The sequence below is a fragment of the Duganella sp. genome (genome assembly GCF_039595735.1).
Classification (GTDB): domain Bacteria; phylum Pseudomonadota; class Gammaproteobacteria; order Burkholderiales; family Burkholderiaceae_D; genus Rugamonas.
Genome location: NZ_JBCNLB010000021.1, coordinates 80,794 through 106,024 on the forward strand (window position 1 = coordinate 80,794; position 25,231 = coordinate 106,024).

Here is a 25,231-nt window from a genome sequence, read left to right on the forward strand (position 1 = left end):
GGCGTCAGAAGCGGTAGTCCAGTCGCAGGTCCACGGTGCGCGGATCGCTCGGCGCCAGCATGCCGAAGCTGTCAATATTGACCGGATGGACCTTGTTTTCAATATTCGTCACGCGCGCGGTCAGGCTCCATGCGGCACCCTGCGGGCGATAGCGCAAGGTGGCGTCGGTCTGGGTGTAGGCCGGCACGCGATATTGCAGCAGCTGCGCCGGCACGGCAATGATGTAGGAAGCGCTGCGGCGCGCGCTGACGCCGGCCGCCAACGGGCCAAAGCTGCGCTCATAACCCAGCGTCAGCGTGCTGGCTGGCGCGCGGTCCAGCTTATTGCCGGCCCAGTCATGCACGCTATCCGGGCTGTAACGCACGTAGTGCGCGTCCAGCAGCGACAGCGCGTAGTGGATGCGGTCGCGCGTGGTCGGCGCGAACTGGCCCTCCGCCTCCAGGCCCTTGACGCTGGCCTCACCGGCATTGCTGGTGACGAAGCGCGGGGCGCCGGCCACAATGGCAACGCTGGACAGCTGCAGGTTGTTGTAGTCGTATTTGAATACGGCCAGGTTCAGGTTGGCCTTGTTGTCCCAGAAGCGGGTCTTTACGCCAGCCTCGTAGGAACGCACCGTTTCCGGCTGATAGATCAGGGCGGCCGCCGGCACTGCCAGCGCGGCCGGGCAGCTCAGGCCCAGTTGCGTCGAGCCTTCACGGCAGCCGTCGTTGAAGCCGCCGGCCTTGTAGCCGGTCGATACGGAACCATATGCCAGCGTGGCCGGTGCCAGATCGTAGTCGAGACCCAGACGCCAGGTGGTCTGGTGGGTGCGCATGGCGGCGTCGTTCAGCAGCTTGAAATCGGTGGCCGGATTGAAGGCTGCCGCCTGCTGGAAGTTGGTGGAGCCGATGCGCGACTTGTCGTCGTTGGTCGCGCGTGCGCCGGCGGTGGCGCGCAGCTTGTCGCTGACGCGGTAAGTGGCCTGGCCAAACACCGCTTTGCTGGTGGAGATGGTCGGACCGTGGTCGAACACATAGTACGGCGGCAGGCCAAGCAGGTCCAGGTCGCGGAAGGCGTACAACTGCTTCGACTCTTCGCGGAAGTAGTACAGGCCCGCCTGGGCGCTGAGCGGACCGTCGCCGTTGGTGGCAAGCCGCAGCTCATGCGAACTCTGCGTGTAATCGCCAAGGAAGCTTTCACGTACGTTCAGTGCCAGCGTGGGCTGCACGCGATAGTAGAAGTTGGCTAGCTGGTCGTGGTCGTAGTTGCGGTGCGAGCCGAGGTAGTACAGCGTGGCCGCGCCGACATCCAGCGTCAGGTCGGCGCTGATGCCGGAGGTGTTCTTGTAGCTATGGGCCTGCACCGGCGGCGCGATGGCGGCGTTCGGCGCGACAAAGCTGTAGGTCAGCTGCGCGTTCGTGCTGCTGCCGTAAGGTACCGGACTGCCGTTGGCGACGCCGCGGTAGAAATTGGTGTCCGGGACGTAGCTGTCGTTGTTGTCATCCACCTTGCTGCGGTCGTAGCGCAGCACCAGCGTGGCGTCGCGCGTGATCTTCAGCTTGGCCGACAGGCGGGCCGATACATCGTCGCGGTCCTTGCCCAGTGCACGGCCGTTGTGCAGGCCATTGATCAGGTAACTGTCATGCTGATTCCACGACATGGCGGCGCGCAGCGACAGCATGTCGCTCACCGGCAGATTGACCATGCCGCTGACTTTGCGGCTATTGTAGTTGCCGATTTCGGCGGCGATCCACGCTTCGAAGCGGTTGACCGGCGCTTTCGAAATCACGCTCACCACGCCGGCGGTGGTGTTACGGCCGTACAGCGTACCTTGCGGACCGCGCAGCACTTCCACCCGCTCCAGATCGTAGAAGCTGAGGTTTTGCGTTTGCGGCCGGGCGATGTAGATCCCGTCCAGCAGGAAGGCGGCGGAAGGGTCGCCTTTTTCCGTTGTGTCGGCATTCGAGATGCCGCGCACGGTGATGCGCAGGCCGTCGGTGGCGTAATCCAGCTCCACGTTGGGCACGCGCGCGCCGATGGCGCCCGGCGTGTCGATGCCGGCGGTGGTCAGCTGATCGCCGGTCAGGGTGGTCATGGAGACCGGGGTTTTCGATTCCAGCGACGGCGAGCGCTGGGCCGTGACTGTAACTTCCTGTAGCTGTGCGCGTGCCGCTTCAGTGAACAGCAGCGACATCAACAGGACCAGCAGTTTTGGAGTGGCGGAAGCCGGAGCTTTCATCATTGTTATTTTTAAAACGACAGTTGCGTTTAAGATGCAAAGCCAAAGAGTGTAGCAGGTTGGCCCGCATCTTAGTAGTTGATAAAGCAACTACCTGTCTAAAAACATCACACTCAGAGCAGCGCCGGATTCCTTTGCCAGATGGCGTAGCAGAGGCAGGTGGCAAACGTCACCCAGCCTATGTAGGGAAGCAACAACAGTCCGGCCCAGCGGTCGCGCCGCCAGAACGCGCGGATGGTGGCCGCGATCAGGACCCACAGCAGCACAATCTCGGCAAACGACCAGGCGCCGAGGTGCCAGGCAAAGAACAACCAGGTCCACAAGGCGTTGACTGCCAGTTGCACGACGTAGAGCGTGAGCTCGGCGCGCGCCGGCCCGGCGACGCGCTGCACGCGCCATGCTGCCACCGCCATCAGCAGATACAGCGCGGTCCAGGCGGGACCGAACAGCCATGCGGGCGGCGCCCAGTCCGGGCGATCGAGCTGCTGGTAGAACTCCGGCGCCTGCGAGGAGGCGTAGCCGCCGATGGCGGCAAAGATAAACGTCAGCACCAGCCAGCCGGCGAGGGCCGGAAGCTGCAGCGGGCGATGCGGGGTGGTGGCGTGCGCGGTCATGGCGTGCTCTCCTGGGCAATGGTGGCTCCATGATGTAGTGGTCGCCGGAGCGGGTCTGTGCGGCACGCCACCCAGCGAGCCGCGCTGATTATGGCTTGCGACGTTGCCACCAGCGGCGGGTGTCCGCGTAGGCCACGCGCGCCGGCACGCTGAGCGTGATGGACACGCCGCCGGACGCCGCCGCGCCGATTTCCAGCTTGCCGCCGGCGCGTGCGGCGCGTTCGCGCATGCCGGTCAGGCCGTAATGCTTTTGCCTTGGCGCGGCGTCCGCTGCAATGCCGATGCCATCGTCCTCGATCTGCAGCGTGAACTGTTCGACGTCGTAGATCACGCGGGTTTGCACCTGGGTGGCGCTGGCGTGGTGGAAGGCGTTGCGCAGCGCTTCGCGGGCGATTTCGCAGGCTTCTTCCGCCACCGTCGGCTGCAGCTTGCGGCGCTGGCCGGAAACGGCGATGCTGAAACCGATGGCGGGATGTTCCGCCTTCAGCTGGCGGCCTGCTTCGGCGGCCGCGCTTTCCAGGTCGTCGACGCGGCCGGTGCGCAATTCATACACCTGGTCGCGGCCTTCGACAATCGTCTCGTTGGCCTGGTCGAGGATGGGCGCCAGCTTGTCGCGCGCATCTGGCGGCAGCTTGTGCGAGACGGTGTCCAGCCGCAGGATCAGCGCCTGCACGCTTTGCAGGAAGGTGTCGTGCAAGGTGCGGGCGATGCGTTCGCGTTCGGCCATGCGCACCGTTAGCTGTTCGGCCACGCGCCGGGTCGCAACCCGCATGCGGTAGAGGTACAGCAGGTAAAGCAGGGCGGCGGCGGCCAGCGCGCACAAGGCCTTGAACCAGATGGTCTGCACGAATTTGGGCGCGATCTCGAACTCCAGCATGGCTTCCTGCTGGCCAGGCACGCCGTCTTCGTTGAAGGCGCGTACGCGGAAGGTATAACTGCCTGGCGCCACGTTGGTGTAATACGCCTCGCGCCGGCCGCCGGCTTCCTGCCAGTCCTCATTCAGGTCGGATAGCTGGTACTGAAAGCGCATGGCTTCCGGCTTGCGCAGACCGGGAGCGGTGAAGTGGATGCTGAAGTTTTGCGAGCCGGGCGCCAGGCGCAGGCCGGGCGCGGCCTTGTGGTGCTGGTCGCCGATATCCAGACTGAGGATTTGCGGCGTCGGCGCGATGCGGTTGCGGCGGATCTGGCTGGGCACCAGACGCAGCACGGCGGAGGTGGTCATGAACCACATCTGGCCGGAGGGATCGGTGTAGACGCTGGGCAGGCGATTGTCCAGCATGGCCTGGCCTTCGTAACCGTCCAGTTTCCCCAGCAGCTCGTACGCCAGCGGGGTATCCGGCCGCTCAAGCGCTGCCTGCCAGGCGGCGCGCCGCACATGCACCACGCCTTGGGCGCCGTTCAGCCAGCGGTCGCCATCGGCGCTGACCGCAACGCCGGAGATATTGTGCAGCACCTCCGCCGGTTGCGCTTTGAGCTTGCGGAAGCCCTGACCGGTGGATACCGCCAGCCCCTGATCGCCGCCCGCCAGCACGTCTTCGCCGGCATGGATCATGGAGGCGAGGCCGATGGCGGCGGCATCATAGGTGGTCAGCTTGCCGTTGTCGTTGAAGACGATGGTGCCATCGCCGGTCGCATGCCAGCGCTCACCGGGCAGCCTGCCGGCGGTGCCGGCGAAAATCCGCGGCGGCAGGCTGAAGGCGCTGCGCGGTTGCCAGCGCCCGTCCAGGTAGCCGATCAAGCCGGTCTGCGGGCTGGCGGTCCACAGCACTTTGCCGTCGTCGATGATGCCGCCCAGGTAGATGTCAACCATCTTGCCATCGCGTCCCGGCGGCAGCGCAATGCGCGAGACCTGGCCTTGATGGCGCCTTTCTATATAGCGCTTGCCGCCCAGCAGCAGCGCGCCATCGCGGCCATTGGCGACAATGCGGTAATACTGCGGCCACTGCTCCGGCTCGGCGCCGGGGCGCAGGCGCCAGGTGGTGACGTTGACGGCGTCGGACAGCCAGACATTACCCTCGCTGTCGCCAGCCATGCTGAAATTGCCGCTGGCTTGTGGCAGGCGCACCGGAATCAGGCTGTTCTCGCGAAAGCGGTCCAGCCCATTCTGGGTAGCGATCCAGATATTGCCTTCCCTGTCTTCCAGCACCGCGTTGGTGGCGCGCGATGTCAGCGGCAGCAGCTGATCGACGCGGTCGGTGGCATCGCTGGCGGGGTGAATGCGCTGGTCCGTCCGGCTGGCGGCGCGCGCCACAAGACATAGCCGTTGCGGGCAGTCGCGCGTCCACAGGTTGCCCTCACGGTCAAACTGGCCGTAGTCGCGTGCCTCCATCGGCGCCAGGGCGGCATCGCGCGGCAGGGCGTGCTGGCGTCCCGCGGGGAGGGTGGTTTTCAGCGGTACTGGCCACAGCTGGTCCTGTGCGGCGAGCCACAGACGGCCGTCCGGCGACTGCAGCAGGAAACCCTGGTTGCGCTGGGCGTGCGCCAGTGTGAAGCGCCCGCTGGCGCGATCCCGCAGATACAGCCCGTCCGCCGCCACGGCCCACAACTGGTCGTACTGATCAAGCATCGCATAGTAGATGCTCCCCTGCGGGAATCCTTGTTCCGCGCCTTGCTTGCGTAACTGTCCGTTGCTGTACCAATACAGGCCGGTGCCGGCGGCGATCCACGCACCGCCGTCGCGCTCCGGGACGATGGCATAAACGCCGCCTACCTGCGAGTCCAGCGGCACCGGCGTCTCGAACCGCCCGTTCTTGCGCAGCACGGATACACCACCGACGGAAAAGCTCATCCACAGGTCGCCGTTGGGCGCCGCCCGCAAGTTGGCCACGCGCTGCTTGGCGGGTTCGCTGCCGGGCGGCAGGGCGTAGCGCTCGAAGCGCATGCCGTCAAAGCGATACAAGCCGCTGGAGCTGCCCAGCCACAGCCAGCCATCCGGCGTCTGCGCCATGGTTTTGATTTCGGACGGGGCGCCGTCGCGCGAACGCCAGGCGGCGTGATGATAGTCGCGCAGGCGGATCTCGGGATTGAGCGCGAGGGCCGGGCCGCATGCGCACTGCGCGAGAAGCAGGATGGCCAGCGCGCATTGCCGCCAGCCTTGTAACGTGAAAAGCATCTTAAAGTCCGAACAGGCCGCGCCACCAGGATCGTTTGCGGCCGGCATAGGCCCTGCGGGCCGAAAGCGTGATTGTAATGGTTGTGCCGGAATTCTGCGTGCTGTCGATCTGCAGTGCGGCGCCGACGCGGGCGGCGCGCTCGCGCATGCCCACCAGCCCCCAGTGGCCGGCGGCCGGCGCCGGCGACATGCCTTTGCCGTCGTCGCGCACCTGCAGTGTGAATTGCTCCGCGCCGTACGTCAGCTGCACGTCGATGCGCGCGGCCTGAGCGTGCTGGTAGGCGTTGCGCACCGCCTCGCGGCCGATTTCGCTGATCTCGTCCACCACGCCGGCGCGCAATGTGCAGCGGGTGCCGCTGACCTCCAGCACGAACTGCACGCCGGGGTAGCTTGCCGCCAGCAGCGCGGCAACGTCGCGCAGACGGCACTCGATTTCGTCGGCCTCCGAGGAGCGCAGCTCCTGCACCTGGGCGCGGCCTTCGTTGATGCCGTCGCGCGCGCTGTGCAGGATGGTTGTCAGCGATGTGCGGGCGGCGCTGTCATCGGGCAGCGTGTCGACCGCCGCGTCGAGCCTCAGCACCACGCCCTGTACTGTTTGCAGGAAGGTGTCGTGCAGCGTGCGGGCGATGCGTTCGCGTTCGGCCAGCCGCACCTCCATGCGCTCCTCCAGCCGCGCCGTCACTACGCGCAAGCGGTACAGATAGAGCAGGTAGAGCGCCAGCGCCACCGCAAGCGCACACGCGGCTTTGAACCACGGGGTTTGCGTGAAGGTGGCGGGAATCTCAAAGTCGACGCTGGCCGGCTGCTCGCTCCACACGCCATCCTCGTTGGCGGCGCGCACGCGGAAGCGGTAGGCGCCCGGTTCCATATTGGTGTAGTAGGCGGCGCGGCGCGGCCCGGCATCCTGCCAGTCGCCGTCGGCGCCATCCAGGCGGTACTGGAAGCGCACGGCCTCCGGCTGGCGCAAGCTGGCGGCGGTGTAGGTGATGTTGAGATTTTTGGAGCCGGGCGGCAGCGTCAGTCCGGGTTCCACCTTGTAGCTGGCGGTGCCGGTGTGCACGCCGTCCACGTCCGCCACCGGCGCCACCGCGTTGCGCGGAATTTCACGCGTATTGAAGCGCAGCAGACCGCCGGTGCTGACCAGCCAGAGGTGGCCATCCTTGTCGACTTTGGCGCTGGGGTGGCGGTTGTACAGCATGGCCTTGCCGACGTAGCCGTCCTTCAGCCCGAACAGCTCATACCGCAGCGGCAGTTCCGGATTGGCCACGCTGGCTTTCCAATCGTCGCGGCGCACATGCACCAGCCCTTTGCCGCCGTTCAGCCAGCGGTCCCCATCCGGCGTGACGGCGTAGCCGGAGATATCCTGCAGCGCTTCGGGATCGGCGCCGCGCAGCTGGCGAAAAGCGCCCTTGACGAGCACCGCCAACCCTTGATCGCCGCTGGCGACGATGTCCTCGCCGGTGTAGATGCCGGTGGCCAGGCCGATCATGGGCGCCGGGTAGCTGGTCAATTTATCGTTTTCGTCCAGCAGTACGATGCTGCCGTCGCCGCAGGCGATCCATAGCTGGCCGGCCTTGACGCCGGGGACGCCGAGCACGATGTTGGGCGGCAGGTTGAATTTTGCGCGCGGCTCCCACGGGCCGTCGCCGCGCCGTCCTATCAGGCCGGTCTGCGCGGTCACCAGCCATAGGCGCTTGCCGTCATCGGTGACGCCCATGATCATCAGGTCTCTGGGCTTGCCGTCCGGGCCGGGGATCTCAGGTAGCGCTATCTTGTCCACTCTGCCTTGCTTGCGGCGCTCGATATCGCGCGGTCCGGCGACCAGCAAGGCGCCGCTGAAATCCCTGCTGACCAGCTGTGCGCTGACAGGATCGCGTTCCGGCTGGCTGCCTGCTTGCAGGCGCCAGAGCGAACGCGAGGCATTATCCACCGTCCACACCTGGCCGTTTTCATCGGTGACCATGGTGAAGTTGGCCGGGCTGCTTTCCACCGGCAGACGATGGCGGTGGAGGCGATTGTCGCGATAGCGGTCCAGTCCCTCCAGCGTGGCCACCCAGATATTGTGCTCGCGGTCCTCGATCAGCGTATTGCCCGCGACGTTGGCCGGGCCGGCAGGCCGGGGTTGAGCGCTGCCGGACTGCGGAACGGTGATGACATCGGTGGCCGCGACCACGTGGGCCGGCGTCACGCACAAATCGGTCGGGCACTTGAGCTGCCACAGATTGCCATCACGATCGAAGCGTGCTATCCAGTCGGAGCCGACGCCGGGCTGGTTGACCATATTCGGCTTGCCCATGCGCGCCGCTGAGCCGGCGGGGGCGGGCAGGGCCCTGACTTCCAGCGGGCTGGCGGTCCATACGCGGCCGTCCGGCGATTCAATCAGCGAGGCCGGCACGGTCAGCGGACGTACCTGATCGAACTTGCCGCTGGCGCGGTCATACTGGTACAGCGCGGTGAGCGTGGTGACCCACAGCCTGCCGTACCGGTCGATGCGGATATCGGCAACCTCCTTGGCCAGCGATTGCCCCACCTGCACCGGTTGCGCCTTGCGGTCACGGACGCGGAATAGGCCGCCCGCGGTCAGCGCCCAGATGTCGCCATTGTCGTCAAAGGCCAGTTGCGACAGGGGCGGTATCTTCAGCAGCGGGATCAGGTCCTCCAACCGGCCGTCGGGGTGCAGTACCGACAGGCCGCCAGCCATGGCGTAGGACAGATACAGGTCGCCGTTCGGATGCGCGCGCGCCAGTGACACGCGGCGTCGCGCCATCTCCTCATTGCCCGGCAGGCGTTGTTTTTCGAAGCGCAGACCGTCGAAGCGATACAGCCCATTGGGGCTGGTCATCCACAGCCGGCCGTCGCGGGTCTGGGCCATGCTGTGGATTTCCGGGGGCGCGCCGTCGCGGGTGGACCAGCTGGCGCGGTTGTATTCGGAAAGCGGCGTGAGTGGATTAAGTGCCTGCGCGGCGTGCGGCAGCAGGGCAAGCAGCAGGAGGAAACGAGCTAGCATGATCAATCCCGGAAGACCGGCACGCGCCGGAGCATCCGGAATTGTAGCTTGGATGTGAAGCTAAAAAATTAAACCTGTTTAACTCCCAACTTGTAACCTACGGCCAGTATCGCCAGCCAGGCCGGGATCAGATATACCGACAGTTGCAAGTCCGGTGTCAGATACATCACCGCCAGGATGCCGGCCAGGAAGGCCAGGCACAGGTAGTTGGTCAGCGGGTAGCCCAGACTCCGGAACTGCGTCAGCTGGCCGGCCGCTTTCTTCTGCGCCCGGAAGCGCAGGTGGATCCAGCTGATCAGGCCCCAGTTGATAATCAGGGCCGACACCACAAGGCCCATCAGGAAGCCGAAGGCCTTGGCGGGCATGAAGTAGTTGACCGCCACGCAGATGCCGGTGGCCAGTGCGGACACCCCCAGCGCCGTCAGCGGCACGCCGCGCGCGTTGACTTTCAGTAGCGCCCTTGGTGCGTTGCCTTGTCTGGCCAGGCCATACAACATGCGGGTGTTTGAGTACACGCCACTGTTGTACACAGACAGCGCCGCCGTCAATACCACCACGTTCAGCGCATGCGCGACCATATTGCTGTTCAGGGCATGGAAGATCAGCACAAACGGGCTACCGCTGGTCACCACCTTCTGCCATGGGTAGAGCGACAGCAGGATGCCCAGCGCGCCGATGTAGAAGATCAGGATGCGGTAGATGGCCTGGTTGGTGGCCTTGGGGATGGTGTGCGATGGATTGTCCGCTTCGGCAGCGGTGATGCCGATCAGTTCCAGTCCGCCGAAGGAGAACATGATCACCGCCATGGCCATCACCAGCCCATTGACGCCGTTGGGGAAGAAGCCGCCATGCTGCCACAGGTTGGCCACCGTGGCTTGCGGGCCGGCGTCGCCGGAGATCAGCAGCCAGGCGCCAAAGGCGATCATGCCGACAATCGCCAGCACCTTGATAATCGCGAACCAGAATTCCATCTCGCCGAAGGCCTTGACGTTAAACAGGCTGATGGCGTTGATGATGACGAAGAAAACCAGCGCCGACACCCAGGTCGGCACCGCCGGCCACCAGTACTGGACGTAGATGCCCACCGCCGACAATTCGGCCATGCTGACCAGCACATACAGCACCCAGTAGTTCCAGCCCGCCATGAAGCCGGCCCAGTGGCCGCAGTATTTATCGGCGAAGTAGCTGAATGAGCCGGCCACCGGTTCATCCACCACCATCTCGCCCAGCTGGCGCATGATGAAGAAGGCGATCAGGCCGGCCACGCCGTAACCCAGCAGCACCGACGGACCGGCCATCTGGATGGTTTGTGCGATCCCGAGAAACAGGCCGGTGCCGATCGCGCCGCCCAGCGCGATCAACTGAATATGCCGGCTTTTCAGGCCGCGCTTAAGTTCACTCATCTGCTTACCCATGCGAGATTAAAAGTTGATTCTCGCATAACTCAGTCTTCGTGCACAGGCAAAGGGGTGAACTTGTAGTCGGCGCGCGCAAACTCGTGGCCGCGCTTGACGGTCAGCACCACGGAACGCAGGTTGCCGATATCCTGCAGCGGGTTTTGCTTCAGGAAGACCATGTTGGCGTACTTGCCGGCTTCCAGTGTGCCGAATTCCTTTTGCTTGCCGAGCGCCTGGGCGGCGTTGGCGGTAGCGGTGATGATGGCTTCCTGCGGCGTGAGGCCGGCATACTTCACCAACTTTTCCAGTTCGTGGTCCACCACTGGAAACGGGTCATCGCCGGTGTTGTCGGTATCGGTGCCGGCGATGATCTTGACGCCCGCCTTGTGCATGGCGCGCGTGATGTCGCCAGCCAGGTCGATGTGGCAGTGCGGGCCGTCGGACTTGTAGACGCTCAGCGTGGCATCCATGATGGTGCCGGATCTGGCTAGCGCGGCGATGTACTGGCGGATGCCCGGGTCGTCCGCTGTCAGTCCTTCATACGATGGCTCGCCGCCATGGCCGTAGGCGGATTTTCCGGCCTCGCGCACGTGGCGAGCGATCATGCAGGCGTGGGAGACCGCCGTCGCGCCCAGCGAGTCGTAAGGCGAGGCGGGATAGACCTGCATGTGCGTCCACACCGGGAAATCCTGGGCCCTGGCTTCCGCGATCAACTGGCGCACCAGCGTGCCGGGCAGGTTGGCGTAGATCTTTATGCCGGTGGCGCCGGTGCCGCGCGCTTGCGCTACCGCCAGCGGCAGTTTGGTCTGGTCGTCCACCGCGTACAGCCAGGGCACGCTGCCGGGCTGCGCACCCAGTGCAGCCACCACCGTGCGCGGGTCTTTGAAGAAGCTCGGGCCGGCCACCAGCGATGCATAGAAAATGTCCGGCGACGGGATACGGTTCAGCAGCGCATCGCGCGACAGGCCCGCCAGTTCACGCGCATCGCCGGCCATGTCGCGCACGCCGGTCACGCCGCCGTAGATGTTGCGCTTCAGTTCAGCTTCGGCGTAAGGGCGGTCAGGATTGGTGGCGTAGTGGACATGCGAGTCGATCAACCCTGGCAGCAGGTATTGGCCCGACACATCGACAACACGGGCGCCGCCGGTGTGCTGCGCTGTCAGATGGGCGGCCGGCAGCACGGCTTCGATGCGGTCGTCCTGGATGATAATGGCCATGTCGGCGCGTGGTGCGGCGGCGGTGCCGTCGATCAGGGTGGCGCCGCGATAGATCACGCGGCCCAGGGCCTTGCCATTCAATTTATCGATACGCTGCTGCTGGACGTTGGCTTTCGGTTTCTCTTCCGCCGCGTGGGCGCTTGCGCATAGCGCGGCGATGACGATCGCTGCGTATTTCAATTTCATATCAGCTCCATACCCCATCAGCCACGCGCAGGAAGTTCGTGCCGAGGATTTTTTCAATGCGGCTGCTGCTGTGGCCACGCTTGGCCAGCAGATCGGCCAGTTTCCAGAATTTGTCCTTGCCCATCAGGTCCGGCAGGAAGGGCACGATGTCCGGGCGCTCGCCTGGCGCGCTGATGCCGGCGGCGCGGCGCTGGCGCACTTCGTCTTCCAGTCCCTTCATGTAGATCTTCATGTCGTCGATCTGCGGCACGGTGCCGTCGGTGCCGATGCCGACGTGGTCTTCGCCGCAGATGTTGATGGCGTGCTCGATGTGGGTAATCAGATCGGCGGCTATGGGCTGGCGGCCAACCGCCAGGAAGGGCATGAAGTAGATGCCGACAAAACCGCCTTTCTCTGCTACCAGGCGTAGTTCCTTATCGGTCTTGTTGCGCGGCAGGTCAGCCACGGCGCGGCAGCCGGTGTGGCTGATGATGATGGGCGACTTTGATGCTGCTGCCGCGTCCAGGCAGATTTGTTCACCGCTGTGGCTCAGGTCTACAAGAATGCGATGGCGATTCAGCTCCGCCACCACTTCGCGGCCGAATGGCGTCAGGCCTTTGTTGGTCGGGACCATGGAGCCGTCGCCCAGCTGGTTGGGACCGTTGTAGGTCAGCTGGATCACGCGTACACCGCCTTTGGCAAAGACTTCCACGCGGCGCGCATCCTTGCCCATCATGGCGGCGTTCTGGAAGCCGAGGATCACGCCGATGCGGTTGCCGGCTTGGGCCTGGCGGATGTCGGCGGCGCTGCGCACCAGCAGCAGGTCGCTGGATCTGCGCTGGATGAAGGCATTCCACGCCTGCACATCGGCCAGGGTTTTTTCATATGGATCGCCATCGCCAAACACATAACCGATAGTCATATTGAAGGCGGTGAGGCCGGATGCCCTGGCGTCCGCCAGCGCGCGCGCATCGATGCCGAAATCGGTGGCGGCGTTTTCGCGGCGCGAGACCGGCAGGTTGATGTTGTCGATGCCGCCCAGCGCGTCGATGATGAGTGGACGCTTGTCGCGCAGGGAGGGCGCGGCGGTGGCGGGCACGCCCAGCGAGGCCAGAGTGGCGGCGGCTGCGCTGTGCAGGAAGGTGCGGCGGTCGGTCATGCGGTCTCCGTTATTTGCTGGACGGCGCGTAGGCGACGCATTCCACCTCCACCTCGCCGCCCAGGGCCAGGCCGTTGACACCCATGGCGCTGCGCGCGGGCAGGCGGCCAGGCTTGAAGTAGCCGGCGTAGATTTTGTTGAAGTCTCCCCACTTGCTCATATCCGCCAGCATGATGGTGCACTTGACCACATCGTTCATGCCGAGGCCCATGCCTTTCAGGATGTCCGCCACATTGTCCATGGCCTTGCGCGACTGTGCCTCAAAGCCGCCCGGCACCAGGCCTTTGTCGTCGGTGCCCATCTGGCCTGACAACAGGACCATGTCGCCGGCGCGCACCGCCAGCGAAAACGGACGCCCCGGCGGATTGCCCTTGTTGTAGAACTCCGCATCGGCGGCGTTGGCGGTGCCTGCACAGGTGAGCAGGGCCAGTAATGCGGTGAGGTGTTTAAGTGTCATGGCGGTCTCCTTGGTCAAAAATTATAAACAGTTTGTTTAAAAAAGATGTGAAAATAAACGAATGGATCAACAAATTGTTGGGATGCGATGAAAGCAGTTTCATTGGCCGCGGAACGCGCGGCGGTCATTAACGCGCTGCGCCCGGTGGTGCCGATGCTCGCGGCGATGGCCGGGCCGCATCTGGAAGTGGTGCTGCATGATGTGAGCAAGCCGGAAAACTCGGTGATCGCCATCGCCAACGGCCATATTTCGGGCCGCAGCATCGGCAGCTCGGTGCTGGAAGGGCCGCAGAATGACAAGGGCTTTGCCGCGGCTACGCGGATCAAAGCCAAGGGCGGGGCGGTGCATAGCATGGTCGAGGACTATGTCACAGTGACCGCCGATGGGCGCGAATTGCGCTCGGCGTCCGCCATTTTTCGTGACGCCAGCGGCGAGCCATTCGCCACCTTGTGCCTGAATGCCGACCTGTCTGGCTTTCAGGCGGCGCATGGCTGGCTGTCGCAGATGCTCAAGCCGATGGTGCAGGCGGCGGCGCCTGTCGCGGCGGCCGCGCCGGCCGAGGCGCAGATGGACACGCTGATGCAGAATATTATCAACGAAGCTGTCGGTCCCGGCGGCAGCGCTGAGTCCCTGACGCGCGAACAAAGGATAGCGGCCGTCGGCGCCATGCAGCGGCGCGGCCTGTTCATCGTCAAGGGCGGCGTGGAGCGCGCGGCTGCTGCGCTGCGCGTGTCGCGTTTCACCATTTATAATTACATGGAACAGTTGCGCCGCCGCGAATGACATCCGGCGTGCTGGCGCCTTATCTACGACAAGGAACAAAGTATGACGAGTTTTGTTAAAGCGATGCGCATGGTGTGCGTGTCGTTGCTGGCACTGTGCATGCAGATTTCAACCGCGGCCGAGGCGCCGCCGCAAGGCAACCTGCTGATCGCCGGCGGCGCGGTCCGTCCGGATAACACCATCATCTGGGAGCGCCTGGTGCAGCTGGCCGGCGGCAAGGGCGCGCGCATCGCGGTGATGCCCAGCGCGGCCGGCAATCCTGAGCGTTCCGGCACCAATCTGGTCGCCACGTTGACCAGATTCGGTGCCTCGGCGTTCGCGGTACCGGTGGCGGTGCGGCTCAAGAATACTGATTACAAGGTCGCCGCCGAAGACCAAAATCTGGCGCGCATGATTCGTGAAGCTGGCGGCGTCTACTTCGCCGGCGGCGATCAGGGCCTGATCACCAAGGCGCTGGTGCGGCCGGACGGCACGCGCACCGCCGTGCTGCAGGCCATCTGGGACGTCTACAACAAGGGTGGTGTAATCGGCGGCAGCAGCGCCGGCGCCGCCATCATGAGCAGCACCATGTATTACGAGGCCAAGACGGTGATCGGCACGCTGGCCGCCGGCGTCAATGATGGCCGTGAGCTGGCGCCAGGCCTGGGCTTCGTCGGCACCGACGTCTTCGTCGACCAGCACCTGCTGGCGCGTGGGCGCTTCGCCCGCATGCTGCCAGCGATGTTGAAGAAGAATTACAAGCTGGGTCTGGGCATCGACGAAAATACGGCCATGGTCATCAACGCCAGGCGGGAAGTGGAGATCATCGGCTACCAGGGCGCGCTGCTGCTGGACCTGACCCAGGCCAAGACCAATGGCGACATCAAGGAATTCAACCTGACCAACGCCCGCATCAGCTACCTGGATCGCGGCGACCGCTATAACCTGGTCACCGGCCAATACACGCCGTCCGCCGACAAGGTGAATGGCAAGCTCGATCCAGCCAGTCCGTTCCTGAATGAGCAGGTGTATTCGGCCGACGCGCTGGGCCACAACACCATCCTGGTGATGATGGAAAAACTGATCAACAACGCCCGCAGCGAGGCGATCGGCATCGCCACCGCGGCGCCGGGCGAGCCGCGCGAGGAGCTGGGCTTCGAATTCAAGCTGACCCGCGACGCCAGCAGCGTTGGTTATGAATCCGCCACCACGGACGCCTACACCATCCTGAACCTACGCCTGGACGTGCGTCCGCTGCAGATTACCCGGCCCTGGTATCGTTAAGGGAAAATACTAGGTTCACAGTTGCCTGAAATGTACGTATGCTTACACCTTTTTAAGAACTTGGTGCAGCATGACAGTAGGTAGATCGGTTCCGGCGGACGTCGCGTTTGTACAATCGGCCCTGGGGAAACTGCTGAGCAGCGTCCGCGCCGAGGGCTCCGCCTCCCACCGCAGCATCGCGGATTACCTGATGCGCAACCCGATGCGCGGCGCAGCGCTCAAGATCGAGGAGATGGCTGAAGGCTGCCAGGTCTCGACCGCCACCATCAGCCGCTTTGCGCGCGACATCGGCTTCCCCAACTATGCGGGCATGCGCAGCGCCCTGGCCGAAACCCTGCACATGGCCATGCAGCCGGTGGAGAAGCTGCGCACCTCCATCGCCCACCGCAGGGCCGCGGTGGTGGCCGGGGACGCGAGCATGGAACAGGCCAAGGCCAACCTCTCGGCCGCGCACGACGCCCAATCGCAGCAGGTGCTGGACCAGGTGGCGCGCATGATCAGCGGCGCCCGCACGGTGTACGTGCTGGGGCTGGGCATGTCCTCCTGCTTCTCGTCGATGCTGGCTTTGCACCTGCAGCCGTTCTGCCAGCACGTGGTGGACATGGCGGGGGCGGGCGGCAACGAGGTCGCGGCCGGCCATCTGGTGCACATTGGCCGTGGCGACGTGCTGGTGGCCATGTCCTTCCCGCGCTACGCTAGCGATGTGGTGCGTTTCGCGCAGTTCGCCCGCAATCACAAGGCCTGCGTGGTGTCGATTACCGATACGCCGTCCGCGCCGATGGTGCCGCTGTCGGACCATGTGCTGTATGCGGGCAGCGCCCATGGCGTACTGCCGAGCAGTTACGTGGCCACCGTGGCGGTGATCGAGGCGCTGGTGACGTCGCTGATGGTGTCGAATAAATCCAATGTCCGCAAGGCGGCGCGTCTCAACGAAGTGATTGCGGATTACATGGTGCAGCCGCCTGTTTAGCGAATTTACTAAACAAAGCCCCTTATGCGGTGGATGATTTGACCACCGCCTGCGCACGCGCTATAAAGTCGGATCGTCTTGATAGCGGGTGATAAATGGCTAAACTTTTCGTGGGCGGCGCACTGGCGCTGTTCCTGGCATTCCCGGCGATGTCCATCGCGCAGACCACGCCCGCGGCGGCAGTGGATGTCTTTATCGGTACCGGTGGCGATGGCCACACCTTCCCCGGCGCCACGCGCCCGTTCGGCATGGTGCAGCTGAGTCCCGACACGCAGGTGCGGCCGTTCCGCCAGAGCTACCCGTGGGCGTCCGGCTATCGCTACGACGACGATTCCATCCTCGGCTTCTCGCATACCCACTTCTCCGGCAGCGGCCACTCCGATCTGGGCGATGTGCTGCTGATGCCGTACAGCGCCGAGACCAAGTGGGAACCGGGCTACCCTGAGCGGCCGTTCAGCGGCTATCGTTCACGCTTCAGCCACAAGGAAGAACGCGCGGAACCGGGCTATTACGCGGTACGGCTGTCGGACAATGAAGTCAACGTGGAGCTGACCGCCAGCGAGCGCGTTGGCCTGCATCGCTATCGCTACGCCAAGGGCGCCGAGGCCAAGGTTATGCTGGACCTGCGCGCCAGTATTTATGACTACGCCGCCAAGAACCTGTGGTCACGCCTGCGTGTGCGTGACAATACGCTGATCACTGGCATGCGCGAAACGCGCGGCTGGGCGGCGGGGCGTCAGCTGTACTTCGCCATTCAGTTCTCGCAGCCGCTGAAGTCGCGCACCTTGCGCAATATGGAGCGCGACGTGGAATACAAGGGCTTCGCCGGTCCGGCTGACAAGATCCTTGTCGAGGGCAAAGCGCTGGTTGGCTCGCTGGAATTCGGCGTGCCGGCCGATGGTCAGTTGCAGGTCAAGGTGGCCATCTCCGGCGTGAGCGAGGAGGGCGCGATCGCCAACCTGGCCGAGATGCCGGGCTGGGATTTTGAGGCGGAACGTACCAAGGCTTCAACCGCGTGGAACGAGGCGCTGGGCGCGGTGGCGATCGAGGCTGCGCCGGAGATGCGCAAGATGGCGTACACCGCGCTGTATCACAGCATGCTGGCGCCTAGCCTGTTCATGGACCGCGACGGCCGTTATCGCGGGCCGGACAACGAGGTTCATCAGGCCGCCGGTTTCCGCTATCACTCCACCTTCTCGCTGTGGGACACCTACCGCGCGCTGCATCCTTTGCTGACGCTGATCCAACCGGAGCAGCGCAACGTTGACTTTGTGCGCTCGCTGATCGAGTCGCAGAAGACCAGTCCCTACGGCATCCTGCCGGTATGGGCATTCCAAGGCCTGGAAACCTGGTGCATGATCGGCTATCACGCCGTGCCGGTCATCGCGGACGCCTACATGAAAGGGCTCAAAGGCTTTGATGCCGAAGAAGCCCTGAAAGCCATGACTGCCAGCGCGGAATACGGCCCTTACGGCGGCCTCGAACACTATATGAAGCTGGGCTATGTGCCGATCGATCTGGAACCGGAGGCGGCATCGAAGACGGTGGAATACGCGTTCGACGACTGGACCATCGCACGCATGGCTGAGAAGATGGGCAAGAAGGATATCGCCGCGCGCTACTACAAACGTGCGCAGAACTACCGCAACTCGTTTGATGTAAAGACCGGCTTCCTGCGCGCGAAGAAATCGGATGGCACTTTCCGCGAGCCATTCAACCCGGTGCAGTCGAACTTCGGCAGCGATTACACTGAAGGCAGCGCGTGGCAGTACTCCTGGTATATGCCGCACGATAACGCAGGCCTGATCAAGATGCTAGGCGGGGACAAAGCCCTGCAGGACAAGATCGACCAGGTGTTTGACGCCAAGGTGGACGATAACGTCTACGCGCACATGGAAGACATCTCGGGCCTGATCGGACACTACGCGCACGGCAACGAGCCATCGCACCACGTGGCGTATCTGTACAACTACGCCGGCGCGCCATGGAAAACCCAGCAGCGGCTGACCCAGGTGGTGGCATCGCAGTACAACACCACGCCTGCTGGCCTCTCGGGCAATGACGATCTGGGACAGATGTCGGCCTGGCTGGCCTTCACCGCACTGGGTTTCTACCCGGTGGCGCCGGGCAGCAACGAGTACGTGATCGGCCGCCCGTTCCTGGACAAAGCCGTGATGAACCTCCCGAACGGCAAACGCTTCACCATCCGCGCGGAAGGCCTGAGCAAGGAAAACGTGTATGTGGCCGGCGTCACGCTGAACGGCAAGCCACTTACCCAAACCTACCTGCGCCACGAGCAGATCACGGCAGGCGGCGAACTGGTATTCACCATGTCCAGCCAGCCGAACAAGGAATGGGGCAAAGCCGCTACCGCCCGCCCTTACACGCAAACGCCATATTGATCATCAGGCGGAGATCTCCGGCTCGCGGTTGTAGAAGGTGAGGCGGTTGCCGGCGGGGTCTTTGATCGACATTTCGCGCCCGCCCCAGGGAACGTCTTCGACGCCGGGGCGGGCGTGCTTGTACTCCTTGGCGATTAACTCGGCCTGGTAGGCGTCGACGTCGGTGGTGGCGATGCGGATGGCGGCGCCGGGCGAGCAGTCGCCAAAGTGGCCGGAGAGGTGCAGCAGGCAGCCGTCCTTGGATACCTGCATGTACAGCGGGAAGTTGTCTTCGAAGCGATGTTCCCAGTCGACCTTGAAGCCCAAAAAATCGACGTAGAATTCGCGCGCCATCGCTTCGTCAAAGATGCGCAGGATAGGTGTGACGGTGCCCAGACTCATGGCTGCTCCTTGGTTGTTCAGACAACTCTAGCACAGCCACCGCAGCTTAGTACACCTCAGGTACGATGATTTCCGGCGGCACCGGACGGCGCACATAATCGTCGTGATACTCGCGCTCCGGCAGTTCAATTGCCGGATGCGTCACTTCTTCATACGGCATCTGCTCCAGCAGGTGGTGGATGCAGTTCAGGCGTGCCTTTTTCTTGTCCACGCCTTGCACCACCCACCACGGCGCTTCGGGAATGTGCGTCCGCTCCAGCATGATTTCCTTGGCCTTGGTGTATTCTTCCCAGCGGCGGCGCGACTCCAGATCCATCGGGCTGAGTTTCCACTGCTTGAGCGGGTCGTGTATCCGGCCGAGGAAGCGCGCATTCTGCTCTTCGTCCGAAATCGAGAACCAGTATTTGATGACCTGGATGCCGGAGCGGACCAGCATGCGCTCGAATTCGGGTACGGTCTGGAAGAATTCCTCGTACTGGTCGTCGGTGCAGAAGCCCATCACGCGCTCGACGCCGGCGCGGTTGTACCAGCTGCGGTCGAACAGCACGATTTCGCCGGCGGCCGGCAGATGCGAGACGTAGCGCTGGAAGTACCACTGCGTGCGTTCGCGGTTGTTCGGCGCCGGCAGCGCCGCCACGCGGCAGACGCGCGGATTCAGGCGTTGGACGATCCGCTTGATGACGCCACCCTTGCCGGCGGCATCGCGGCCTTCGAAGATGATCACGACCTTGTGGCCGGTATGGACCACCCAGTCCTGCAGCTTGACCAGCTCCGCCTGCAGGCGGAATAACTCGCGGAAGTAAAGCCGGCGCGCTTCCTTGGCTTCTGCGCTGCGCTCACGCTCCACCACCTGGCGGGTGACCGGATCGATCTCGCGGTCTTCCAGCTCCATTTCCAGTTCTTCGTCGTAGCTGTCGGTCAGCTCGCGCTGGACGCGGTCCAGCAGCTCGTGCTCGTTCAAGTTCACGCAATACTCCTCATTTTGCAATGAGGAGCACCATACGTGACGATTATGACGCCGTGATGACGATGCCCGGCAGCGCCGGCTCGGCCGGCTGCGGCGCGTGCACACCCTGCGTGGCCTGCTCCAGCTCTTCAAAAGCGTCGTAGGTCAGCTGCATCAGGCGGTCCGGATCGGGCACCAGGTCGGTATCCACGAACAGCGCCAGCTGGATCTGGCCGGCGTAGGAGATGAAGGCCAGGCCCACGCCCAGTTTGCCCGCCTGCGGCACCCAGCAGATCAGGTCCGTCAGGCGCGAACCGGCCAGGTAGCGGCGGCTGGAGGGGCCTTCGATATTGGTCAGCACCACCGAGCCCTTGGAGGTGAACAGGTTGAGCGCAAAGTGCTGCAGGGCGGTCGGCAGGCAGCCGGCGATCGACAGGAAGGCCATGGTGGCGCGCGGCTGGTGCGAGCGCTTGATGGCCGTCATGCGGCTGCTGGACTGACGCAGGCGCAGCGTGGGATCGTCCACATTGGTGGGCAGGTCCACCGCCACCAGTCCGAACTCGTTCCCCAGCTGGAAAGCATTGGCCTTCTCGCGCAGATTGAAGGTGACGGCGGCGCGCAGCGCGCGGCCATCCGGACGTTGTCCGCGCTCGCCCAGATACTGTCGCAGCGCGCCGGAGACGGCGGCAACCCACACATCATTCAGCGTCACGCCCATGCGCTTGGACATGGCGCGCACGCGGTCCATCTCCAACGGCGGCAGCCAGACCAGCTGTTTGGTCCCGGTCATGGGCGCCTTGAACTGGGTGCGGGCGTCGGGCCACAAGATGGACAGCCGCGCCACATGGAAGCCGATCTTCAGCCACGACAAGCCCTGTACCACCGCCGAGCAGACCTTGTTCTGTGCGATGGCGCGGTGTGGATGGCCGACCGGCGAGGGCGTTTTGCCATGCAGGCCGTTGTCGTCGGTGAGGTGATTCAGCACGTGCACCAGTCCCAGGCCATCCGTGATGCAATGGTGGACGCGGAACACGATGGCATGGCCGCCGTTGACGCGGTCCAGCACCGTCATGTGCCACATGGGGCGATCTCGCTCCAGCGGCAAGTGGGCCAGACGGGTCAGATGATCCTGCAACTCGGCGCGGTCGACGTCATGCTCCATGCGCTCCAGCTCGATGTGCTGGCGGATGTCGAACTGATCGTCCTCCACCCAGTGCGGGCGGCCGCGCAAGTGCACCACTTTCTGCGTGAAGCGCGGATAGTTGGGCAGGCGATGGGCGATGGTGGACACCAGCCGTTCCATATTCACCGGGCCTTCAAACAGCAGGATGCTGTTGATGACCATGAGGTTCATGTCAGTGTCCATGCGGTGCCACGCATAGTCGCGGCGCGTCATTGCCGCTGGAGGGGCTGGTTTTTTACTCATGCTTGCTGTCTCGCTTGTATTGTTATGGGCGTTGCGGCGACTTCTTCCTGCGCTGCCTTGGCCGCGCGCGGTCGCAGGGCGTAGCGGTTCAGGCCTGTCATGTGGATGCGGCACAGGTATTCGCTCCAGTCGATGGCGCCTGCATCCACGCTGTAGCGCGCGCGGTCTTCGCTGCTGAAGCGTTGTGCCAGCGCTTGCAAGCGGTCGTTGTGGAACACGTAGCGCGGCGCCGTGTAGAAGGAAAACGTCAGTGCCAGCAATTGCGTGGTGCGCAGCGCCTCTAGCCTGGGCGACTCGCCGGCGCCCAGCAGCCTGCGCACCGCGTTCCAGCTGCCCGCGCAGATGCGCATGGCGCGCAGCATCAGCAGGAATAGAGGACGGCTGACCACGCGGAAGTCGTGCTTCGGCTGGTGGTAGAACAAGCGCTCGTACTGGCGCCAGTTGCGTTGTGATTCGCCCTGTATCAGGTCGATCACGCGGCGCAAGGTAACTGGATTGCTGGAGCCCGTGCAGGCCTGATAAATTCGCGTGGCCGCCGGCGCCTGCAGCGCTTCGGCGGATGCCAGTACGATGCTGTTTGCCACCAGATCGGCCGGCACAATGTCCACCACCTCGTTCGGCCGGGCCGGGAAGACGCTGGTCTTGCCGCGCGCGTAGGCCAGGATGATGGCGTCTGCCACCTTCACGCCTTCGATCCAGCCGGGCGCCGGTTCCTGCAGCGTGCTCTCGATGATCGATGGCCGCACGATGGTGAGCGGGCGGCCGCGCATGGCCGCCATGGCCAGCTGTTCGCCCATCCACTTAGTGAAGGTATAGGTGTCGTTCCAGCCGTGGTAATTGGCTTCGGCGATGCCGAGGTCTGTCAGGCGGCGCGTCAGTTCCTCGGGATCGCGCACCTCGGCGCGCAATGCGGCGATGCGGTGCTTCAGATGCTGCAGCAAACCGTATAAATCATAATGGCCGTCGGCGTGGCGCGGGATCGCGGCGCGGGCCGGCGTGACGTTTTGTTCGTACATCATCCCGCGGTTGTAGCCGTTGACGTAGCAGGTGGAAACCTGGATCAGCGGCGCATGGCCGGCGCGTGCCAGCTCGGTGATGTTTTGTACGCTGATGGTGTTGATGGCCAGCGCTTCGTCCAGCGCCTCGCGGAAATTGACACTGGCGGCAGCGTTGATAATCAGATCGACACGGCGTGCCAGGGCGTTGAACGCCGTGATGGGCAGGCCGAATCCGGGCTCCGTCACTTCGCCGGTGATGCATTCGATCCGCTCGGCGAAGAACCGGGCCAAATAGGCCGGGCGTTCCGCGCGCAGGCGGTCGAAGATCGATGAAGTGGCGATGTCGCGCTCAAAGCGCTGGCGCGCGTCGGCGCCGTTGTGGCCGGCGCGGATCAGCAGTACGATGCGGCCGATATCCGGCACACTGCGGATCAGCTTTTCCAGCACCACCTTGGCCAGGAAGCCGGTGCTGCCGGTAATCAGGACGCGCTTGCCTGAGAGTGCAGCTTGCACATTCAATGCTGGAGTCATAGGTTTCTCAGAAACGGTGTCAGAACTGCAATGAACCGATCTTAGAGCGAAACCGTGGAGTGACTAGCTATTTTGCACTGGCTTGGGAAGCCAAACGCATGGCGTGAGGAGTCAGCACCGGGGGCGCCGCGCGCGGGCGCCTGCGGCATTTGTACAACGGATCAGCGGCCCGGGCGCAGGCTATCCCACACCTCCTTGATGGTGGCGGTGACGATGCCGGTGGCGTCAGGATCGCCGCGCAGCAGGGCGCGCAGATAGTGCACCGCCTGCTTGGCGGAGACGTGCGGCGGCAGCGGCGGCACGTCCGGATCGGTCACCATTTCCAGCAGCGTCGGCACCGGCGAGGCCAGCGCCTGCTTCCACGCTTCCGCCACCTGGTCGGGATGATCGACCCGGATGCCGCGCAGCCCCAGCAGTTCGGCGTAGGCGGCGTAGGGGAAGGGGGGCAGGTTTTGCGACGCTTCCAGCTTGGCGTCGCCCTCGGTGATGCGCTGCTCCCAGGTCACCATATTGAGGTCGCCATTGTTGAGCACCATGATGACCATGCGCGGATCGCTCCATTCGCGCCACAGATGGGCCAGCGTGATCAGCGCGTTCACACCCAGCATCTGCATGGCGCCGTCGCCCAGCATGGCGACCACCGGGCGCTCGGGATGGACGCATTTGGCGGCCAGCGCGTAGGGCAGGGCCGAACCCATCGTCGCCAGGCCGCCGGACAAGGAAGCCGTCATGCCGCTGCGGATTTTCAGATCGCGCGCGTACCAGCTGGCGCAGGAGCCGGAATCACAGGTCAGGATGACGTTGTCCGGCAAGCGCGGCGACAGTTCCCAGAACACGCGTTGCGGATTGAGCGGCTTGGCCTCATTCATGGCACGCGCCTCCAGCACCTGCCACCAGTCGGCCACATTGCTCTCGATGCGCTTGCGCCAGCTGCGGTCGGTCTGTTCTTCCAGCAGCGGCAGCAGGGCTTCCAGCGTGGCGGCGCTGTCGCCGGTCAGGCAGACTTCCATCGGATAGCGCAGGTTGAGCATGCGCGCATCGATATCGATCTGCACGCCGCGCGCCTTGCCTTCCTTGGGCAGGAATTCGGAGTAGGGAAAGGCCGAGCCGACCATCAGCAGCGTGTCGCACTCGTTCATCAGATCCCAGCTGGGCTTGGTGCCGAGCAGGCCAATGGCGCCGGTCACGTAAGGCAGTCCGTCCGGTACGGCGGCCTTGCCCAGCAGGGCCTTGGCGATGCCGGCGCCCAGCTTGTCGGCCACGGCGATCAGGGCATCGGTAGCGTGCAGTGCGCCAGCGCCGGCCAGGATGGCAACCTTCTTGCCGGCATTGAGTACGGCTGCGGCGCGTTGCAAATCCTCTTGGCGCGGCTGGACCGCGTGGCCGGTGTAACCGATGCCACTGTGCACCGTGCCATGCTCGCGCGGCGGGGTTTCCACGGCTTTCAGTTCCTGCAAATCGTTGGGCAGGATCACGCAGGTGACGGTGCGGCGCTCGATGGCAATGCGCATGGCGCGGTCGATCAGATGGCGCACTTGTTCCGGCGTAGTGGCCATCTGCACAAACTCGTGTGCCACATCCTTAAACAGCGACAGCAGATCCACTTCCTGCTGATAGTCGCCGCCGAGTGCCATGCGGCTCTGCTGGCCGACGATGGCCACCACGGGCTGATGATCCATCTTGGCGTCGTACAAACCGTTGAGCAGGTGGATGGCGCCGGGGCCGGAGGTGGCGAGGCAAACGCCGACCTCGCCGCTGAACTTGGCGTGCGCACAGGCCATGAATGCAGCCAGTTCCTCATGTCGCGCCTGTACGAACTCGACGCCGGTGTCGCCGTGGCCAAACGCGCCGATGACGCCATTGATGCCATCGCCCGGATAACCGTAGATCCGCTTGACGCCCCACGCCGCCAGCCGCTTGAGTACAAAGTCGCCCACAGTCGCCATGACCCACCTCGCTTGTAATCGGATGAGGCCCGATTCTAGCGAGGAAGTTCACAATTGCGCAGCGATAACGTGCGCGGGTTCGTGTGAGTGAGAAGCAGGTGTGCGAACAGCCAGCGATTCGGGGTCAGATACCGTCTTGAATAGCAAGGCCTTTTGACAGGTAATTGGGATCAAAAGGCTTGCCGGTATGGATCACGCCATAAATGAGGTGTGCGAGTTTATGCATGACGGCGCTGATC

Annotated in this window: 17 protein-coding genes; 4 read left to right on the forward strand and 13 right to left on the reverse strand. The window is 64.1% G+C overall.

Translation table 11 applies throughout. From position 1 onward, the window contains the following. Window positions 1-4: 4 nt before the first annotated feature. The 8 genes from ABDW57_RS24845 to ABDW57_RS24880 all read right to left on the reverse strand — a co-directional run bounded on the left by ABDW57_RS24845 (window position 5) and on the right by ABDW57_RS24880 (window position 13,346). The gene (locus ABDW57_RS24845; RefSeq protein ID WP_343732818.1) at window positions 5-2,221 is read right to left on the reverse strand and encodes a TonB-dependent receptor; all 2,217 of its coding nucleotides are present in this window, start codon (window positions 2,219-2,221) and stop codon (window positions 5-7) included. A 110-nt stretch (window positions 2,222-2,331) separates the two neighbouring features. Then, window positions 2,332-2,898, reverse strand: a complete 567-nt coding sequence (locus ABDW57_RS24850; RefSeq protein ID WP_343732819.1) for a TspO/MBR family protein — start codon at window positions 2,896-2,898, stop codon at window positions 2,332-2,334. A gap of 22 nt (window positions 2,899-2,920) precedes the next feature. Continuing rightward, window positions 2,921-5,944, reverse strand: coding sequence for a two-component regulator propeller domain-containing protein (locus ABDW57_RS24855; protein WP_343732820.1), 3,024 nt, complete (start codon window positions 5,942-5,944; stop codon window positions 2,921-2,923). 1 nt (window position 5,945) lies between these two features. Further along, on the reverse strand, window positions 5,946-8,951 hold the full coding sequence (locus ABDW57_RS24860) for a triple tyrosine motif-containing protein (RefSeq protein ID WP_343732821.1): 3,006 nt from the start codon (window positions 8,949-8,951) through the stop codon (window positions 5,946-5,948). Window positions 8,952-9,019: 68 nt separating this feature from the next. After that, on the reverse strand, window positions 9,020-10,354 hold the full coding sequence (locus ABDW57_RS24865; protein WP_343732822.1) for an amino acid permease: 1,335 nt from the start codon (window positions 10,352-10,354) through the stop codon (window positions 9,020-9,022). 41 nt (window positions 10,355-10,395) lie between these two features. Continuing rightward, window positions 10,396-11,751, reverse strand: coding sequence for an amidohydrolase family protein (locus tag ABDW57_RS24870; protein WP_343732823.1), 1,356 nt, complete (start codon window positions 11,749-11,751; stop codon window positions 10,396-10,398). Window position 11,752: 1 nt separating this feature from the next. Continuing rightward, entirely contained in the window at window positions 11,753-12,889 is a 1,137-nt protein-coding gene (locus tag ABDW57_RS24875; RefSeq protein WP_343732824.1) for a membrane dipeptidase, read from the reverse strand. A gap of 10 nt (window positions 12,890-12,899) precedes the next feature. Next, on the reverse strand, window positions 12,900-13,346 hold the full coding sequence (locus tag ABDW57_RS24880) for a RidA family protein (RefSeq protein ID WP_343732825.1): 447 nt from the start codon (window positions 13,344-13,346) through the stop codon (window positions 12,900-12,902). Between the two features lie 87 nt (window positions 13,347-13,433). Here ABDW57_RS24880 and ABDW57_RS24885 point away from each other — a divergent pair, with 87 nt between their 5' ends. The 4 genes from ABDW57_RS24885 to ABDW57_RS24900 all read left to right on the forward strand — a co-directional run bounded on the left by ABDW57_RS24885 (window position 13,434) and on the right by ABDW57_RS24900 (window position 18,764). Beyond that, complete coding sequence (locus ABDW57_RS24885) at window positions 13,434-14,129, forward strand: helix-turn-helix transcriptional regulator (RefSeq protein ID WP_343732826.1); 696 nt, start codon at window positions 13,434-13,436, stop codon at window positions 14,127-14,129. A gap of 42 nt (window positions 14,130-14,171) precedes the next feature. Continuing rightward, on the forward strand, window positions 14,172-15,392 hold the full coding sequence (locus ABDW57_RS24890) for a cyanophycinase (protein ID WP_343732827.1): 1,221 nt from the start codon (window positions 14,172-14,174) through the stop codon (window positions 15,390-15,392). A 70-nt stretch (window positions 15,393-15,462) separates the two neighbouring features. Next, on the forward strand, window positions 15,463-16,362 hold the full coding sequence (locus ABDW57_RS24895; RefSeq protein ID WP_343732828.1) for a MurR/RpiR family transcriptional regulator: 900 nt from the start codon (window positions 15,463-15,465) through the stop codon (window positions 16,360-16,362). Window positions 16,363-16,457: 95 nt separating this feature from the next. Then, window positions 16,458-18,764, forward strand: a complete 2,307-nt coding sequence (locus tag ABDW57_RS24900; RefSeq protein WP_343732829.1) for a GH92 family glycosyl hydrolase — start codon at window positions 16,458-16,460, stop codon at window positions 18,762-18,764. A gap of 3 nt (window positions 18,765-18,767) precedes the next feature. On the opposite strand, the gene ABDW57_RS24905 is transcribed toward ABDW57_RS24900, so the two are convergent. From ABDW57_RS24905 to ABDW57_RS24925, 5 genes are all read right to left on the reverse strand, one after another. After that, a complete protein-coding gene (locus ABDW57_RS24905; RefSeq protein WP_343732830.1) occupies window positions 18,768-19,145 on the reverse strand; it encodes a glyoxalase superfamily protein in 378 nt (125 codons plus the stop codon). Window positions 19,146-19,191: 46 nt separating this feature from the next. Continuing rightward, on the reverse strand, window positions 19,192-20,106 hold the full coding sequence (ppk2, locus tag ABDW57_RS24910; RefSeq protein WP_343732836.1) for a polyphosphate kinase 2: 915 nt from the start codon (window positions 20,104-20,106) through the stop codon (window positions 19,192-19,194). A gap of 49 nt (window positions 20,107-20,155) precedes the next feature. Beyond that, a complete protein-coding gene (locus tag ABDW57_RS24915) occupies window positions 20,156-21,517 on the reverse strand; it encodes a wax ester/triacylglycerol synthase family O-acyltransferase (protein WP_343732831.1) in 1,362 nt (453 codons plus the stop codon). Then, a complete protein-coding gene (locus ABDW57_RS24920; RefSeq protein ID WP_343732832.1) occupies window positions 21,514-23,046 on the reverse strand; it encodes a fatty acyl-CoA reductase in 1,533 nt (510 codons plus the stop codon). The genes ABDW57_RS24915 and ABDW57_RS24920 overlap by 4 nt, the downstream gene beginning before the upstream one ends. Window positions 23,047-23,207: 161 nt before the next feature. Beyond that, on the reverse strand, window positions 23,208-24,992 hold the full coding sequence (locus tag ABDW57_RS24925; protein WP_343732833.1) for a thiamine pyrophosphate-requiring protein: 1,785 nt from the start codon (window positions 24,990-24,992) through the stop codon (window positions 23,208-23,210). Between the last annotated feature and the right edge of the window lie 239 nt (window positions 24,993-25,231).

What these genes read in the sequence shown, in the direction of transcription:
- ABDW57_RS24915 (WP_343732831.1), bottom strand. Translation starts at nt 21,517, where the DNA reads ATGAGTAAAAAACCAGCCCCTCCAGCGGCAATGACGCGCCGCGACTAT.
- ABDW57_RS24895 (WP_343732828.1), top strand. Translation starts at nt 15,463, where the DNA reads ATGACAGTAGGTAGATCGGTTCCGGCGGACGTCGCGTTTGTACAATCG.
- ABDW57_RS24860 (WP_343732821.1), bottom strand. Translation starts at nt 8,951, where the DNA reads ATGCTAGCTCGTTTCCTCCTGCTGCTTGCCCTGCTGCCGCACGCCGCG.
- ABDW57_RS24845 (WP_343732818.1), bottom strand. Translation starts at nt 2,221, where the DNA reads ATGATGAAAGCTCCGGCTTCCGCCACTCCAAAACTGCTGGTCCTGTTG.
- ABDW57_RS24890 (WP_343732827.1), top strand. Translation starts at nt 14,172, where the DNA reads ATGACGAGTTTTGTTAAAGCGATGCGCATGGTGTGCGTGTCGTTGCTG.
- ABDW57_RS24905 (WP_343732830.1), bottom strand. Translation starts at nt 19,145, where the DNA reads ATGAGTCTGGGCACCGTCACACCTATCCTGCGCATCTTTGACGAAGCG.
- ABDW57_RS24875 (WP_343732824.1), bottom strand. Translation starts at nt 12,889, where the DNA reads ATGACCGACCGCCGCACCTTCCTGCACAGCGCAGCCGCCGCCACTCTG.
- ABDW57_RS24855 (WP_343732820.1), bottom strand. Translation starts at nt 5,944, where the DNA reads ATGCTTTTCACGTTACAAGGCTGGCGGCAATGCGCGCTGGCCATCCTG.
- ABDW57_RS24900 (WP_343732829.1), top strand. Translation starts at nt 16,458, where the DNA reads ATGGCTAAACTTTTCGTGGGCGGCGCACTGGCGCTGTTCCTGGCATTC.
- ABDW57_RS24885 (WP_343732826.1), top strand. Translation starts at nt 13,434, where the DNA reads ATGAAAGCAGTTTCATTGGCCGCGGAACGCGCGGCGGTCATTAACGCG.
- ABDW57_RS24920 (WP_343732832.1), bottom strand. Translation starts at nt 23,046, where the DNA reads ATGACTCCAGCATTGAATGTGCAAGCTGCACTCTCAGGCAAGCGCGTC.
- ABDW57_RS24865 (WP_343732822.1), bottom strand. Translation starts at nt 10,354, where the DNA reads ATGAGTGAACTTAAGCGCGGCCTGAAAAGCCGGCATATTCAGTTGATC.
- ABDW57_RS24870 (WP_343732823.1), bottom strand. Translation starts at nt 11,751, where the DNA reads ATGAAATTGAAATACGCAGCGATCGTCATCGCCGCGCTATGCGCAAGC.
- ABDW57_RS24880 (WP_343732825.1), bottom strand. Translation starts at nt 13,346, where the DNA reads ATGACACTTAAACACCTCACCGCATTACTGGCCCTGCTCACCTGTGCA.
- ABDW57_RS24925 (WP_343732833.1), bottom strand. Translation starts at nt 24,992, where the DNA reads ATGGCGACTGTGGGCGACTTTGTACTCAAGCGGCTGGCGGCGTGGGGC.